General features: G+C 72.5%; 12 protein-coding genes and 1 pseudogene. 12 read left to right on the top strand and 1 reads right to left on the bottom strand.

Annotation, left to right across the window (positions count from 1 at the left end; translation table 11 throughout):
* The first annotated feature begins 166 nt into the window (after positions 1-166).
* From ssd to H305_RS54350, 7 genes and pseudogenes are all read left to right on the top strand, one after another.
* Entirely contained in the window at positions 167-1,261 is a 1,095-nt protein-coding gene (ssd, locus tag H305_RS0103165) for a septum site-determining protein Ssd (RefSeq protein ID WP_028799142.1), read from the top strand.
* Positions 1,258-2,454, top strand: coding sequence for a TadA family conjugal transfer-associated ATPase (locus H305_RS0103160; RefSeq protein WP_051370342.1), 1,197 nt, complete (start codon positions 1,258-1,260; stop codon positions 2,452-2,454). Before ssd ends, H305_RS0103160 begins: the two co-directional genes overlap by 4 nt.
* 20 nt (positions 2,455-2,474) lie before the next feature.
* On the top strand, positions 2,475-3,320 hold the full coding sequence (locus H305_RS0103155) for a type II secretion system F family protein (RefSeq protein WP_420708017.1): 846 nt from the start codon (positions 2,475-2,477) through the stop codon (positions 3,318-3,320).
* Positions 3,317-4,099 (top strand): type II secretion system F family protein, encoded by a 783-nt coding sequence (locus H305_RS0103150; RefSeq protein ID WP_028799139.1) that lies wholly within the window; start codon positions 3,317-3,319, stop codon positions 4,097-4,099. Before H305_RS0103155 ends, H305_RS0103150 begins: the two co-directional genes overlap by 4 nt.
* 140 nt (positions 4,100-4,239) lie before the next feature.
* The gene (locus H305_RS0103145) at positions 4,240-4,419 is read left to right on the top strand and encodes a DUF4244 domain-containing protein (RefSeq protein ID WP_028799138.1); all 180 of its coding nucleotides are present in this window, start codon (positions 4,240-4,242) and stop codon (positions 4,417-4,419) included.
* A gap of 205 nt (positions 4,420-4,624) precedes the next feature.
* Positions 4,625-4,966 (top strand): TadE family type IV pilus minor pilin, encoded by a 342-nt coding sequence (locus tag H305_RS54355; protein ID WP_028799137.1) that lies wholly within the window; start codon positions 4,625-4,627, stop codon positions 4,964-4,966.
* 182 nt (positions 4,967-5,148) lie between these two features.
* Positions 5,149-5,628 (top strand): annotated as a pseudogene (locus H305_RS54350) (Rv3654c family TadE-like protein); the annotation flags it as partial.
* Positions 5,629-5,889: 261 nt separating this feature from the next.
* On the opposite strand, the gene H305_RS0103130 reads toward H305_RS54350, so the two are convergent.
* Entirely contained in the window at positions 5,890-8,343 is a 2,454-nt protein-coding gene (locus H305_RS0103130) for a DEAD/DEAH box helicase (RefSeq protein ID WP_028799136.1), read from the bottom strand.
* Positions 8,344-8,423: 80 nt separating this feature from the next.
* On the opposite strand from H305_RS0103130, the gene bldG reads away from it, so the two are divergent.
* The 5 genes from bldG (at position 8,424) to H305_RS0103105 (ending at position 14,768) form a co-directional block, all read left to right on the top strand.
* A complete protein-coding gene (bldG, locus tag H305_RS0103125; protein WP_028799135.1) occupies positions 8,424-8,777 on the top strand; it encodes an anti-sigma factor antagonist BldG in 354 nt (117 codons plus the stop codon).
* A 95-nt stretch (positions 8,778-8,872) separates the two neighbouring features.
* Positions 8,873-9,295, top strand: a complete 423-nt coding sequence (locus H305_RS0103120) for an ATP-binding protein (RefSeq protein WP_028799134.1) — start codon at positions 8,873-8,875, stop codon at positions 9,293-9,295.
* A gap of 304 nt (positions 9,296-9,599) precedes the next feature.
* Positions 9,600-12,005: a sodium-translocating pyrophosphatase gene (locus H305_RS0103115; protein WP_028799133.1), complete on the top strand. Its 2,406-nt coding sequence runs from the start codon at positions 9,600-9,602 to the stop codon at positions 12,003-12,005.
* Between the two features lie 227 nt (positions 12,006-12,232).
* Positions 12,233-12,829: a hypothetical protein gene (locus tag H305_RS0103110; RefSeq protein WP_028799132.1), complete on the top strand. Its 597-nt coding sequence runs from the start codon at positions 12,233-12,235 to the stop codon at positions 12,827-12,829.
* Between the two features lie 412 nt (positions 12,830-13,241).
* Positions 13,242-14,768, top strand: a complete 1,527-nt coding sequence (locus H305_RS0103105) for a DUF7059 domain-containing protein (RefSeq protein ID WP_420708010.1) — start codon at positions 13,242-13,244, stop codon at positions 14,766-14,768.
* Positions 14,769-14,817: the final 49 nt, after the last annotated feature.

Below are 14,817 nucleotides of genomic sequence, written 5' to 3'. Positions count from 1 at the left end.
CGCGCTCCGCTCGCGGCGAGTTCATGGCCGGTTCCGATTGCGGTGCGCGTATGGCCGGTTCGTATCGGCGGTTCATATGGAGGCCGGTTGCCGGTTCTTCACACGAGCGGGATTCGCGAGGTCGCAGCGGATCCCGCGGCGCAAGCAGCGAAGGGGGCTGGAGATCGTGGTGGGAGCCATCACACATGACCGGCCGCCCGCCGCCGAGGGGCGGCAGGGCGGACCGTTGATCGTCACGGAGGACGCCGAACTACTGGACGACCTGCTGCGGCTGTGCGCGGCGGCAGGCGCCAGACCGGAGGTCCATCACGGAGTTCCGGAGCGACGGGGCACCTGGGAGGCGGCGCCTCTCGTGCTCGTCGGCGACGACGCCGCGCGGCGTGTGCGCGGGGCCGCGCGACGACGTGGAGTGGTGCTGGTCGGTCGGGATCAGGACGACTCCGGGGTCTGGCGGCGGGCCGTGGAGATCGGTGCCGACCACGTCCTGATGCTGCCGGATGGCGAACAATGGCTGGTCGATCGCATCGCCGACGTGGCCGAAGGGGTGGGTCCGCCCGCCCTCACCGTCGGCGTGCTCGGTGGCCGCGGCGGTGCCGGGGCGTCCACGCTCGCGTGTGCGCTCGCCGTCACCTCGGCGCGGGAGGGCAGGCGCACCCTGCTCGTCGACGCGGATCCGCTGGGCGGCGGACTCGACGTACTCCTCGGAGGAGAGGCGGCCGAAGGCCTGCGCTGGCCGGCGTTCGCCGCGTCCCACGGCCGGGTCGGCGGCGGCGCTCTGGAGGAGTCCCTGCCCCAAGTGCACGCGCTGCGCGTCCTGAGCTGGGACCGTGGCGACTCCGTCGCCATCCCGCCCCAAGCCGTCCGAGCGGTCCTGGCCGCCGCCCGACGGCGCGGCGGCACCGTCGTCGTCGACCTGCCGCGACGAGTCGACGAGGGCGTCGCCGAGGCCCTCGCCCAGATCGATCTGGGACTCATGGTGGTCCCCGCCGACCTGCGCGGGATCGCGGCGGCCGCGCGGGTGGCGGCGGCGGTCGGCATGATCCTGCGCGATCTGCGGGTCGCGGTGCGCGGGCCCTACGCGCCGGGCCTCGACGACCGGGAGGTCGCGCGGCTGCTCGGCCTGCCCCTGGTGGGAGAAGTGCCCGCCGAACCACTGGCGTTGGACGGCGCAGCGCCGCCCGGTGGAGCGGCGCGGGGGCCGCTCGCCCGGTTCTGCACCGCCTTGTGGCAGCGGCTTCCGGCAGAGGGAGGGGGCGTATGAGCTGGGACCCCACGGCGGGCACCGACTGCGGCGCCGGACTGCTGGACGGTGTTCGCCGATGGCTCGCCGAGAGCGGCTCCGAGCCCACACCCGCGCGGGTGGCCCAGGCACTGCAGGAGCAGGGCCGCGTGCTCGGGGACGCCGAAGTCCTCGGCGCGGCGGAGCGATTGCGATCCGAACTGGTCGGCAGCGGCCCGCTGGAACCGCTGCTCGCCGACCCCTCGGTGACCGACGTACTGGTGTCGGCCCCGGACCGGGTGTGGGTGGACCGGGGCGGCGGCCTGGAACTGACCGGCGTCTCCTTCACGGACGCGGCGGCCGTCCGGCGCCTCGCGCAGCGACTCGCGGCCGTCGCCGGACGCCGGCTCGACGACGCACGCCCCTGGGTGGACGCGCGGCTGCCGGACGGGACCCGCCTGCACGCGGTGCTGCCGCCGGTCGCCGTGGACTCCACCTGCCTGTCCCTGCGGGTCGTCCGGCCGCGCGCGTTCACACTCGACGAGCTGGTCGCCGCGGGCACCGTGCCGCCCGGCGGGGACCGGGTGCTGAGAGCGCTGCTCGACGCCCGACTGTCCTTCCTCATCAGCGGGGGCACGGGTTCGGGAAAGACGACCTTGCTGAGCGCGCTGCTGGGTCTGGTCGGTCCCGGTGAACGGATCGTGCTCGCCGAGGATTCGGCGGAACTGCGCCCCGACCATCCTCATGTGGTGCGCCTGGAGGGGCGCCCCGCCAACCAGGAGGGCGCCGGTCTCGTCGAGCTCCAGGACCTCGTCCGTCAGGCACTGCGGATGAGACCGGACCGGCTGGTCGTCGGTGAGGTCCGCGGGCCCGAGGTCGTCTCCCTGCTGGCCGCGCTCAACACCGGTCACGAAGGCGGCTGCGGCACCGTGCACGCGAACGCGGCGGCGCAGGTCCCGGCCCGGCTGGAGGCGCTGGGCACGGCCGCAGGGCTCGACCGGGCCGCCCTGCACAGCCAGTTGGCGGCGGCGCTGTCCGTGGTCCTGCATCTGGTACGGGACCGTGCCGGGCGGCGGCGCATCGCCGAGGTGCATGTGCTGGAGCGCGACGTGTCCGGGCTGGTGGTGACGGTGCCGGCGCTGAGGTGGGGCGCGGACACCTTCGTGTACGAGCGGGGATGGGAGCGGCTGAAGGGGCTGCTGCGCGACGGGACGCAGGGGAGCGGGTCGTGGTGACGGACATCAATGCGACGACGGTGGTGGTGGCCGTGGCGTGTGCCGGGACGGCGGTCTGGTTGACGGGCGTCGGGGATGCGGCGGCGCGCAGGGCGTCGCGGCTGTGCCCGGGCGGGGGTGTGGTGGCACACGGCCCACCGCCTTGGGCGAAGGCGGTCACCGGATGGCGTCGGCTTCGAGCGCGGCTGAGGGCCGAAGTGTGGGCGTCGGCCGCCGGATCGGTGGTCGCTCTGCTGGGTGCGTCCGTCGTGCCGCTGCTCCTCGGAGCGGTCGCCGTCCCCCTGCTTCGACGCGTGCGGCGCTCCGCCGAGGCGCGGCAGGAGCGGGATCGGCGCGTCGACGCGGTCATCGCGCTGTGCGGTGCTCTTGCCGGTGAGGTGCGGGCGGGATGCCAGCCGGGGGAGGCCTTGCTGCGGGCCGCACGCGATTCGGGCGGCCTCGGCGACGCGCAGCCGGTCGTGCTGGCCGCCGCGCGGTTCGGCGGCGACGTGCCGGCCGCGCTCACCGAGGCGGCGCGGCAGCCCGGTGCGGAGGGGTTGGTGGGGCTGGCCGCGTGCTGGCGCGTGGCAGTGGACCGGGGCGCGGGGCTCGCGGCGGGGCTCGACCGGCTGGAGGGAGCGCTGCGCGCAGAACGCGATGAAAGAGCCGATCTGCGTGCCCAGTTGGCCGGACCACGCTCCACGGCCGCGATGCTCGCCGCCCTGCCCGTCCTGGGCCTGCTGCTCGGCACCGCGCTGGGCGCCGACCCGCTGCACGTGCTGCTGCATTCGGGCTCCGGACTCGGCTGTCTGCTCGTCGGCGGGGCGCTGGAGGGGGCCGGACTGTGGTGGGCACTGAGGATCGTGAGAGGGGCGGAGAACGCATGATCGCGGACGTTGTCCACAGGCTGGGGGCAATGGTGTGCGGGGCGCTGGCGCTCGGCTGGCCGGCCCATGCGCTCCACGCGGCACGCCACGAGAGGAGAGTGCGCCGGAGGCTTGTCGCGCTGGCGAACTCGCGAGCGGCGCCCCTCCGACGGCGCTTCGCTATGCCGCGTGGCGGACGGCGATGGCTGCCCGTGGTGGGCGCGGGGTGCGTCGGCTGGGTGCTGATCGGAGGCCTCGCCGGGGCGGCGATCGGACTGGCCGCCGGATGCGCGGCCCGGGAGTGGCTGCGGCGTCGGCGGGCCGAGCCCGTGGAGGAGCACGACAAGGCGCATGCCGCCCGGCAACTCCCCTTGGCAGCGGACCTGGTGGCGGCCTGTATCGCGGCCGGCGCCGGCCCGGTTGTGGCGGCTCGCGCCGTGGGTGAGGCCCTGGGCGGGCCAGTCGGGGACCGTCTCGCACGGGGCGCGGCAGAAGTGCGGCTCGGGGGCGAACCGGCGCAGGCGTGGGCCAAGTTGGCGTCGGTGCCGGGTGCCCCCGGTTTGGCGCGGCTGCTGGAGCGGGCGGGCGACTCGGGCGTCCCGGCGGCGGCGCCGGTGGGACGGCTGGCCGCGGAGGCCCGCGCCGAGCGGGGGCGCGCGGCATCGGCCCGGGCGCGAAGGGCGGCCGTCATGGTCACCGCACCCGTCGGGCTGTGCTTTCTGCCCGCGTTCCTCGCCATCGGCGTGCTGCCCGTGGTGATCGGGCTGGCCGGTGGGCTGCTGCACGGAGGAAGTGGGTGAGGGGCGACGCGGTCGCCCAGCGGTTTGGGTGGAAGGCGTGCGCGGCGGACGCGGCGCACGGACGGCGAGCAACGACACGGGAAGACACGGGGATTGTGATGCGCAGGACAGTACGAGGTCTCGTCCGAGGACCGGCACGGATGCGGGTGTGGATGCTCCGGCTGGTGCGCCGGGACACGGGAATGGTCACCTCCGAGTACGCGGTGGGGATCATCGCCGCGGTGGCCTTCGCGGCCGTGCTCTACAAGGTGGTGACGAGCGGGCAGGTCAGTGAGGAGCTGCAGGGCATCGTGGGGCGGGCGCTCGATGTCCGGATGTGAGGTGGCCGCACGTTGGGTCGCGGCGGACGACGGTCCGGCTCCGCGCCGGGCGGTTGCCGAGGACGGAGGTCTCGGCCCGCCGTACGCGGGTGCCGAGCGACTGGACCCGGTCCGGGCCCGGGTGAGCGCCGGGCGTCGAGGTCCGGCTCCGCCCCGGGCGGGCGTCGGATGCGAAGGTGCTGGGCCGCGCAGGGACCGGGGATTCGTGACCGCGGAGGCCGCGGTGGTGCTGCCCTCGCTGGTGCTCGTCGGGATGGCCCTGGTCTGGGCCCTGTTGGCCGCGTCCGCGCAGATCCAGTGCGTGGACGCGGCGAGGGCGGGCGCCCGCGCAGCGGCCCGCCAGGACCCTGCGGACACGGTGCTGGCGACGGCCCGACAAGCGGCGCCACGCGGCGCGAAAGTCGTGGTGCACCGCGAGGACGGCCTGGTCCGGGTGACGGTGACCGCCCGTACGCCGGGCCCGGGCGCGCTTTCCGTGGACCTGAGCGACGATGCCGTGGCACTGGCCGAGGAGACGGTGACGGCGCCGGGGGTGACGGGCGGATGAAGAGGCGAGGGCGTGGCCCGGCCGCGCGGGCACTGCAGCTTCACCGGCAACTCCGGAGTCCGTCGAGCTCCTCAGGCCGGACGGCGTGGGATTCCTCAGGCCGGACGGCGAGGGATCCCTCAGCCCGGACGGCGCGGGATTCCTCAGGCAGGAGGGCGTGCGGCTCCTCGGACCGGAAGGAGCGGGGTGCCTCCGACGCCGGGTCGGCGACGGTCTGGACGGTCGGGGCGATCACCGCGCTGTGCGTCGTGTTCGGAGCGGTCCTGGCCATGGGGCAGGCCGTCGTGGTCCGCCACCGTGCGGCCGGGGCCGCCGACCTGGCGGCGCTCGCAGCGGCGGACCACTGGATGGACGGCGGCGCGGGGGCCTGCGCTCTGGCGGAACGGGTGGCGAGGGCGCAGCGTGCCCGGCTGGTCCGTTGCGGGGTCGAGGGCGAGGTCTCGGACGTGACGGCGGCGTCGGGCCGGGGGGCGTTCGCCGCGGAGGTCAGAGCCAGGGCGGGCCCGGCCGCCTCGCCCGACCTCGGGCAGCCGCCCGGGCCGTCCGCTGGTCCGTCATCCGGGCCGGCCCCCGCGGCGACCGCTCAACCGCAGGCGGCCGCACTGCCGACGGAAGCCTGTCGACTGATGGCGGCCTGTCCGCTGCCGGTGGCCGCTGAGTGACCGGTGGCCGACCGGCGGGCGGTGGCGGACAGGCGGGCGGTGGCCGACCGGCGGGCGGAGGGCTGTTCGCCCGCGGGGACCTGTTGGCTGCCGAGGGCTGCCCAGCGGTCCGAGATCTGCCAGACTCCGGCGGCCGCTCGAACGGCGGTAGCCCGTCGGCCTGCCGTCGGCTGCCGGTGGCCGTTCTGGCGACGATGGCCCGTCGGCGGTCTGCGGCCGATGGCCCCCGGCCCGCGGCCCCCCTTCTGTCGTGCGCCGTGTTCAGCTCTCCGGTGCCGCCCGCAGCAGCTCCGTGAGGAGGCGTACGGCACCCCTCTTGTGCAGGGGGTCGTTCCCGTTGCCGCACTTGGGGGACTGGATGCAGGACGGGCATCCGGCATCGCACTCGCAGGACGCGATGGCCTGCCGGGTGGCGTCGAGCCAGGCGCGGGCCGTGTGGAAGGCGCGCTCCGCGAATCCCGCGCCGCCGGGATGGCCGTCGTACACGAAGACCGTGGGCAGGAGCGTGTCCGGGTGGAGGGGGACGGAGACACCGCCGATGTCCCAGCGGTCGCACGTCGCGAAGAGCGGCAGCATGCCGATCGACGCGTGCTCGGCGGCGTGCAGGGCGCCGCCGAGGATCTCCGGGTTGATGCGGGCCGCGTCCAGCTGGTCCTCGGTGACCGTCCACCAGACCGCGCGCGTACGGAGCGTGCGGGGAGGGAGGTCGAGTTTCGACTCGCCCAGCACTTCACCGGTGATGACTCGCCGTCTGAGGAAGGAGACGACCTGATTGGTCACTTCGACGGAGCCGTAGCACAACCGGCCGTCGCCCCAGGGGATTTCGACGTCGGTCTCCAGGACCGAGATGGAGGTGGTGTCGCGAGCGACCGTCGAGTACGGCGGGTTGGCCTCCTCGACCAGGGCCACGGAGTCGTCCAGGTCCAGCGTGCGCACGAGGTACGTACGGCCCTGGTGCAGGTGGACCGCGCCCTCGTGCACCGTCGTGTGGGCGGCGCCCGCGTCGACCGTGCCCAGCAGCCGTCCGGTGCCGGCCTCGACGATCTGGACCGGCCTGCCGCCCTCGCCGCGGATGTCGGTCAGGTCCGCGGCCCGCTCCCGCCGGGTCCAGTGCCAGGCCTTCGTGCGCCGGCGGAGCAGTTTCGCGGCCTCCAGTTGAGGCAGCAGGTCCGCCGCGGCGGGCCCGAACAGTTCGAGGTCGTCCTCGGTGAGCGGGATCTCGGCCGCGGCGGCGCACAGGTGCGGGGCGAGGACGTACGGGTTGTCCGGGTCGAGGACGGTGGATTCCACCGGCTGGTCGAACAGGGCCTCGGGATGGTGGACGAGGAACGTGTCCAGCGGGTCGTCGCGGGCGACCAGCACGGCCAGCGCGCCCTGGCCGGAGCGTCCCGCCCGGCCCGCCTGCTGCCACAGCGACGCGCGGGTGCCGGGGTAGCCGGCGATGACGACGGCGTCGAGACCGGAGACGTCGACGCCGAGTTCCAGGGCGGTGGTGGCGGCGAGCCCGAGGAGCTCGCCGGAATGCAGGGCGCGTTCGAGGGCGCGGCGTTCCTCGGGGAGGTAGCCGCCCCGGTAGGCCGCGACACGCCGGGCGAGGGAGCGGTCGACCTCGGCGAGGCGTTCCTGGGCGATCACCGAGATCAGTTCGGCGCCGCGCCGGGACCGTACGAAGGCGACCGAGCGCACGCCCTGCACGGTCAGGTCGGTCAGCAGGTCGGCGGTCTCGGCCGTGGCCGTCCGGCGGACCGGTGCGCCCCTTTCGCCGTGCAGTTCGGTGAGCGGGGGCTCCCACAGGGCGAAGACCAGTTCACCGCGGGGGGAGGCGTCGTCGGCGACCTCGACGACGGGCAGGCCCGTCAGCCGGCCCGCGGCCACCGACGGCTCGGCGGCGGTGGCGGACGCCAGCAGGAAGACGGGAGAGGCGCCGTAGCGGGCGCACAGGCGGCGCAGACGGCGCAGCACCTGGGCGACGTGGGAGCCGAAGACTCCGCGGTAGGTGTGGCACTCGTCGATGACGACGTAGCGCAGGGCGCGCAGGAAGGAGGACCAGCGGGGGTGGGAGGGCAATATCCCGCGGTGGAGCATGTCGGGGTTGGTCAGGACGTAGTTCGCGTACTGGCGCACCCACTCGCGTTCCTCGACGGGAGTGTCCCCGTCGTACACGGCTGGGCGTACGGCGGTGCCCAAACTTTGTGAAAGTTCCTTCACGGATCGGCACTGGTCGGCGGCGAGGGCTTTCGTCGGCGCCAGGTACAGCGCGGTCGCGCCACGGCCGTTCGGGGCCTCGGAGCCGTCCAGCAGGGCCGTCAGGACGGGCGCGAGGTAGGCCAGGGACTTGCCCGAGGCCGTGCCGGTGGCGACGATCACCGACTCGCCGTCCAGGGCGTGCTCGGCGGCGCGTGCCTGATGGGCCCAGGGGTGTTCGATCCCCGCGGCCTGCACCGCGGCGATGACCTCCGAACGGATCCGGTCGGGCCAGACGGCATGGCGACCCTCGCGCGGGGGCAAGTGCTCCGTATGAGTGATGCGCGAAGCCCGGCTCGGCCCCGAGGCGAGCCGGTCCAGGACCGTGCCTGGCGAGGGGCGGGAAGCGGTGTCCGTCGAGGATCGATCGGATCGGTGATTCTTGGCCATCGGCACCGAGTGTGTCACTGGCGTGACGGACAATGGGCCTAAGGCGTCGTGCACGCCTGCCGGTAAGTGATTGAATGCCATCGCGGCTGGCGAACCGTCCCGGGGGCTCTGCCGAGGTGTCCCATGGGGCGACCGCTCGATAGCAAGGTGCTGGAGGATCCGTGGACCTGTCCCTGTCGACTCGCAATGTGTCCGGCCCTAATGGCGACCGCACGGTCGTCGAGGTCGGCGGCGAAATCGATGTATATACCGCGCCCAAGCTGCGCGAGCAGCTGGTCGAGCTGGTGAACGACGGCAGTTTCCACCTCGTCGTCGACATGGAGGGCGTGGACTTCCTCGACTCCACCGGCCTCGGCGTCCTGGTGGGCGGCCTGAAGCGTGTCCGGGCCCACGAGGGCTCGCTGCGCCTGGTCTGCAACCAGGAGCGCATTCTGAAGATCTTCCGTATTACCGGTCTCACCAAGGTGTTCCCCATTCACACCTCGGTGGAGGAGGCGGTCAACGCCACCGACTGACTCTCTCCCCGGGTCGCGCCCGGGTTCGCAGAAGCGGGGGTCCGGGCCCGCGGCCCGGCCCCCTGATGGCACGCCCGTAGTTCCGAGGGGGATGCATGGCCACCGTTGAACTCCGCTTCAGCGCGCTGCCCGAGCACGTCAGGACCGCCCGACTGGTGGCGGCAGCGGTGGCGCGCAGGGCCGGAGTGGACGAGGCCGTACTCGACGAGGTCCGGCTCGCCGTCGGCGAGGCCTGTTCCCGTGCCGTCGGACTGCACCAGAGCAGCGGTGTCTCGGCGCCGGTGCGGGTGATGCTGATCGAGGAGGAGAAGCAGTTCTCCATCGAGGTCGGTGACGAGGCTCCGCGCGCGCTGCCCGGCGGCGCGTCCGGCGACGCCGACGTGGAGGCCGAGGAGGACGAGATGGGCCTCGCGGTCATCAGCGGCCTCGTCGACGATCTGGAGGTTTCCGCCGGGGAGAACGGCGGACTGATCAGGATGAGCTGGCCGACCACGCCGCCCGCCACGCTCGCCTCCTGACCGCGCGCAGACCTCCTCGACCGCACGCGCAACACCCTGAAGGGCCCTGCTGAGCAGGGCCCTTTTGTATGCGCGGCCCCGCGCCGGCCTCTTCGTGAATGAATTCACGATCCCGCGCGCGATTATTTGATCAAGAGTCAACGCTTTTAGGGCATTACCTCTTTCGGGTTCCATGGACACCCGTCGATCATTTGCTGAAGAGCATGTGAAGGCCAATTCCGTTTACCGCGCACTGTTTTGATCAGGTTCCGGTACCTACAATCCGTCCACATCTTGAGCTCAGCCCAAGCGTCAAGGAGGACGAATGGCGGGGCTTTCTACCCCTCATCAGTTTGACCACCCCACAACCCTCGCAGCCGCGGTACTGACAGACGACAACCGGCTCATCGTCATGGTGATCGGCGCTGTCGCACTGGCAGCGCTCGTGGTCGCCGGAGTCCTGGTGCGCCAGGTGCTCGCGGCGGGCGAGGGCACGGACAGCATGAAGGAGATCGCGGCGGCGGTGCAGGAAGGCGCGAATGCCTACCTGGGCCGGCAGATGCGCACGCTCGGCGCATTCGCCGTCGTGGTGTTCTTCCTGCTCATGCTGCTACCCGCGGACGACTGGAATCAGCGCGCCGGCCGATCGATCTTCTTCTTGATCGGCGCGGCGTTCTCGGCGACCACCGGCTATATCGGTATGTGGCTCGCCGTACGGAGCAATGTCCGCGTGGCCGCCGCGGCAAGGGAAGCGACCCCGGCGGAGGGTGAGCCCGAAAAGGATCTCACCGCCGTCTCGCACAAAGCCATGAAGATCGCTTTCCGCACGGGCGGCGTCGTCGGCATGTTCACGGTGGGGCTCGGTCTGCTGGGCGCCTCCTGCGTGGTGCTGGTGTACGCCGCCGACGCGCCGAAGGTCCTGGAGGGCTTCGGTCTCGGCGCCGCGCTGATCGCCATGTTCATGCGTGTCGGAGGCGGCATCTTCACCAAGGCCGCCGACGTCGGCGCCGACCTGGTCGGCAAGGTCGAGCAGGGCATTCCGGAGGACGACCCGCGCAATGCCGCGACCATCGCCGACAACGTGGGCGACAACGTCGGAGACTGTGCGGGCATGGCGGCGGACCTCTTCGAGTCGTACGCCGTCACGCTCGTCGCCGCGCTGATCCTCGGCAAGGTGGCGTTCGGCGACTCCGGGCTCGCGTTCCCGCTGATCGTGCCTGCCATCGGTGTGATCACGGCGATGATCGGCATCTTCGCGGTCGCGCCCCGGCGGTCCGACCGCAGCGGCATGTCCGCGATCAACCGCGGCTTCTTCATCTCCGCGGTGATCTCGCTGGCGCTGGTGGCCGTGGCCGTCTACGCCTACCTCCCGGCGAAGTACGCCGACCTGGACGGCGTCACCGACGCGGCGATCAGGGCCAAGGACGGAGACCCGCGGATCTTCGCGGTCGTCGCCGTGGCGATCGGCATCGTGCTGGCCGCGCTGATCCAGCAGCTGACCGGCTACTTCACGGAGACCAACCGCCGCCCGGTGCGGGACATCGGCAAGACGTCGCTGACCGGCCCGGCCACCGTCGTCCTCGCAGGTATCTCGGTGGGCCTCGAATCGGCCGTCTACACCGCCCTGCTGATCGGCCTCGGCGTCTACGGGGCCTTCCTGCTCGGCGGTACGTCGATCATGCTGGCCCTCTTCGCGGTGGCCCTGGCCGGTACCGGCCTGCTCACCACGGTCGGCGTCATCGTCGCGATGGACACCTTCGGCCCGGTGTCCGACAACGCGCAGGGCATCGCGGAGATGTCCGGCGACGTCCAGGGCGCGGGCGCACAGGTCCTCACCGACCTGGACGCCGTCGGCAACACCACTAAGGCCATCACCAAGGGCATCGCCATCGCCACCGCCGTCCTGGCCGCCTCGGCCCTCTTCGGCTCGTACCGGGACGCGATCGTCTCGGCCGCGAACGACGTGGGTGAGAAGGTCTCCGGCGCGGGTGCTCCGATGAACCTGATGATGGACATCTCGCAGCCCAACAACCTGGTGGGCCTCATCGCGGGCGCCGCGGTCGTCTTCCTCTTCTCCGGACTGGCGATCAACGCGGTCTCGCGGTCGGCGGGATCCGTGGTGTACGAGGTGCGGCGGCAGTTCCGCGAGCACCCCGGGATCATGGACTACACCGAGAAGCCCGAGTACGGGCGCGTCGTCGACATCTGCACCAAGGACGCGCTGCGCGAACTGGCCACGCCCGGCCTGCTCGCCGTGCTCACCCCGATCGCGATCGGGTTCACGCTCGGGGTCGGCGCGCTCGGCTCCTTCCTCGCGGGGGCCATCGGCACCGGCACGCTGATGGCGGTCTTCCTCGCCAACTCCGGCGGAGCGTGGGACAACGCGAAGAAGCTGGTCGAGGACGGTCACCACGGCGGCAAGGGCAGCGAGGCCCATGCCGCGACAGTGATCGGCGACACGGTCGGCGACCCCTTCAAGGACACCGCCGGCCCCGCGATCAACCCGCTGCTGAAGGTGATGAACCTGGTGTCGCTGCTGATCGCTCCGGCGGTCATCAAGTTCTCGTACGGCGACGACAAGAATGTCGGCGTACGGGTCCTCATCGCCGTCCTCGCGCTCCTCGTGATCGTGGGCGCGGTGTACATCTCCAAGCGGCGTGGAATCGCCGTGGGTGACGAAGACACCGCGGAACGGTCGAGCAAGTCGCCCGATCCCGCGGTGGTTTCGTAGCTCCCGCGTCCCAGCCGCACAGGCATGCGCTCGTGTGCCTGGTCAGGTGCGGGCCACAGGGCGGGCGGGCGGCGCGTCGGTACGCGCCGCCCGCCCGCCCTGTGCGTGTTCGCGCCCTCTTCGTGAGCCTTCTCTCGCATGGTGCAAAATATCTGATTAGTGCTCCTAGCGGACATTCGGACTGGGGTCGACGGCCGTGTGGCGTGTATGTTCCGGGGCCGAGAGCCATGGAAGGGACCAATCCGGTGAACAAGAAGCTCACGGCCGCACTGTCCGGCGGTGCGGTACTGATACTGGCGCTGTCCGGATGCAGCAGCGACGACGGTGAGAACGACAAGCTGAACGCCTGGGCCAAGCAGGTCTGCGGCGCGGTGCAGCCGCAGGCCAAGAAGATCGAGGCCGCCAACGCCGCGATCCAGAAGGAGACCTCGGACAACAGCGCACCGGCGGACGTCAGGAAGACGGACTCGCAGGCCTTCCAGGACATGGCCGACGCCTACAAGGCGATCAGCGACGCGGTCGACAAGGCCGGCGCGCCGAACGTCGACGACGGCAAGACCAAGCAGAGCAACGCCGTCAAGGAGCTCAACGACCTCTCCGCGGCGTACGTCGACCTGAAGAAGCAGGTCGGCGAACTCGACACCAAGGACCAGGGCAAGTTCGCCGAGGGCCTCAAGGACATCGCCACGCAGCTCAACAAGCTGAGCCGGAGCGGCAACGACGCGCTGAAGAAGCTCGAGGAGGGCGACGTCGGCAAGGCGATGGCCCAGCAGCAGAGCTGCAAGTCCGCGTCCAGCGGCGCCACGGCTGCCGCCAAGAGCTGACCCCGGACGGCGATCGTCCGACTGACCGAAAGATGGCCCGGTACGCGCGCGTACCGGGCCATCGCCATGGGTTGGGGAGTCGGTGCCCGGGGCCGAGTGGCGGGGACGCCCCACCCCGGGTGCCGCCGCCGGTGGACCGCGTCGTCGGCCCGGTAAGGCGCCGTGATCTCGGCAGCGTAGGCCGCCCGCGACCGCCGGCACCGCACGCCCGCAGCGGTCGTGGCCCGAACACCGGCCACAGCCGTCGGCGCGCACCTCCACAGCGAGGGCACCGCACGCCTGAGCGGTCGTGGCCCGAACACCGGCCACAGCCGTCGGCGCGCACTGTCCACGGCTGTCGGCACGCACCATCCACAGCCGTCGGCGTGGGGCCGTCCACAGGAGTGCGTGCCGGGCGGCGCGAGCGGACACAATGGGAGGCGTGAGTAACACCAGCCTGTCACCGTTGCCCTCGTCCGACCGCGTCGATGTCGCCGCGCGGCTGCGGGACGCCCTGCTCGGCGCCTCCTTCACCGCCGACGGACTGCTAGACCTGCTCGGCGCCCCCGCGTACGCGGCGCTGGCGCGCAGCGAGACCGTCCCCGCACTCAGGGCGACCCGCGGGGACACGCCGCTGGAGACGCTCGTACGCCTCTTCCTGCTCCAGCAGCCGGTGCCGCACGCGCGCGTCAAGGACGTGCTGCCGGTCGAGGAGTGTCTGGACAGCGGCTGGCTGACCCGGGTGGGCGCCGACGAGATCGCCGCCACCGTCGACGTCCGCCCGTACGGCGGCCCCGGCGGCGAGGACTGGTTCATCGTGTCCGACCTCGGTTGCGCCGTCGGCGGCGCCGGCGGCATCGGCAGCCGGGACGAAGGCGTCGTGCTCGGCGTCGGCGGGGCCTCCACCACCCTCGCCGGCATCACGGTCCGCATGCCGGTTGCCTCCGCGCTCGACCTCGGCACCGGTTCCGGGATCCAGGCGCTGCACGCGGCGCAGCACGCCACGCGTGTGACGGCCACCGACCTCAATCCCCGCGCGCTGCACATCACCGCGCTCACGCTCGCGCTGTCCGGTGCCCCGGCGGCCGATCTGCGGGAGGGCTCCCTCTTCGAGCCGGTCGGCGACGAGACGTACGACCTGATCGTCTCGAACCCGCCCTTCGTGATCTCTCCCGGCGCACGGCTCACCTACCGGGACGGCGGCATGGGCGGGGACGACCTGTGCCGCACGCTCGTTCAGCAGGTGGGCGACCGGCTGAACGAAGGTGGGTACGCCCAGTTCCTGGCCAACTGGCAGCACGTGGAGGGCGAGGACTGGCAGGACCGGCTGCGCTCCTGGGTGCCGCGCGGCTGCGACGCGTGGATCGTGCAGCGCGAGGTCCAGGACGTCACGCAGTACGCCGAGTTGTGGTTGCGGGACGCCGGCGACCACCGCGGCGATCCCGCCGAGTACCAGGCGCGGTACGACGCATGGCTGGACGAGTTCGAGGCGCGCAAGGTCAAGGCCGTCGGATTCGGATGGATCACGCTGCGCAGGACGTCGGCCGCCGACCCGTCGGTCACGGTCGAGGAGTGGCCGCACCCCGTCGAGCAGCCGCTCGGCGAGACCGTGCGGGCGCACTTCGACCGTGTCGACTTCCTGCGCGCCCATGACGACGCGGCCCTGCTCGCGGGTCACTTCAGGCTGGTGGCGGAGGTCGTGCAGGAACAGGTCGGCCTGCCGGGCGCGGAGGACCCGGAGCACGTGGTGCTGCGTCAGCACCGCGGAATGCGCCGGGCGACCAAGGTGGACACGGTCGGCGCGGGCTTCGCAGGCGTCTGCGACGGCACGCTGAGCGCGGGCCGGATCCTCGACGCCATCGCGCAATTGGTCGGCGAGGACCCGGTGTTGCTGCGCGACCGGACGCCCGCGCAGATCCGGCTGCTGGTGGAGCAGGGATTCCTCGAGCCTGCCGCGTGAGAGACCGTCACCCCGGCGGCCGCCGCGGCGCCGGGGACGGCGAAAGCAT

Source organism: Streptomyces sp. 142MFCol3.1 (assembly GCF_000424945.1).
In the GTDB taxonomy this organism is placed as follows: domain Bacteria; phylum Actinomycetota; class Actinomycetes; order Streptomycetales; family Streptomycetaceae; genus Streptomyces; species Streptomyces siamensis.
The sequence above is the reverse complement of the archived record's forward strand: the minus strand, read 5'-3'. Positions and strand labels throughout refer to the sequence as shown.

Excerpts from the sequence above, each read along its gene's own strand:
- H305_RS0103160 (WP_051370342.1), top strand. The coding sequence starts at position 1,258 with ATGAGCTGGGACCCCACGGCGGGCACCGACTGCGGCGCCGGACTGCTG.
- H305_RS0103150 (WP_028799139.1), top strand. The coding sequence starts at position 3,317 with ATGATCGCGGACGTTGTCCACAGGCTGGGGGCAATGGTGTGCGGGGCG.
- H305_RS0103145 (WP_028799138.1), top strand. The coding sequence starts at position 4,240 with ATGCGGGTGTGGATGCTCCGGCTGGTGCGCCGGGACACGGGAATGGTC.
- H305_RS0103130 (WP_028799136.1), bottom strand. The coding sequence starts at position 8,343 with ATGGCATTCAATCACTTACCGGCAGGCGTGCACGACGCCTTAGGCCCA.
- H305_RS0103120 (WP_028799134.1), top strand. The coding sequence starts at position 8,873 with ATGGCCACCGTTGAACTCCGCTTCAGCGCGCTGCCCGAGCACGTCAGG.
- H305_RS0103115 (WP_028799133.1), top strand. The coding sequence starts at position 9,600 with ATGGCGGGGCTTTCTACCCCTCATCAGTTTGACCACCCCACAACCCTC.
- H305_RS0103110 (WP_028799132.1), top strand. The coding sequence starts at position 12,233 with ATGGAAGGGACCAATCCGGTGAACAAGAAGCTCACGGCCGCACTGTCC.
- H305_RS0103105 (WP_420708010.1), top strand. The coding sequence starts at position 13,242 with ATGGGAGGCGTGAGTAACACCAGCCTGTCACCGTTGCCCTCGTCCGAC.